The organism is Ligilactobacillus acidipiscis DSM 15836, assembly GCF_001435755.1.
GTDB classification, from domain to species: domain Bacteria; phylum Bacillota; class Bacilli; order Lactobacillales; family Lactobacillaceae; genus Ligilactobacillus; species Ligilactobacillus acidipiscis.
Window position 1 is genome coordinate 1 of record NZ_AZFI01000447.1, and the last position, 213, is coordinate 213.

Sequence of the window (213 nt, forward strand, 5' to 3'; positions counted from 1 at the left end):
CACCCGAAGGCAAACCGAGCATCTCAACGGTTTTAAAACCGTTGTAGCGCATTTTTTGACCACAAACTGGGCAAGCACAAGGATAAGATTGCCGCAAATGGATCTTGCGGACTTTTTTATGTTGGTAAAATCCTGCAGCTATCACTTTATTCTTATATTTTGGATCAAATTCCAGGTGTGAGTCTTTAATTCCCAATAGATCCAGTGTACAAT

At 40.4% G+C, this 213-nt stretch carries 1 pseudogene; it reads right to left on the reverse strand.

Annotation, left to right across the window (positions count from 1 at the left end):
* A pseudogene (locus tag FC65_RS12690) lies at positions 1–205 on the reverse strand (ISL3 family transposase); the annotation flags it as partial.
* Positions 206–213: the final 8 nt, after the last annotated feature.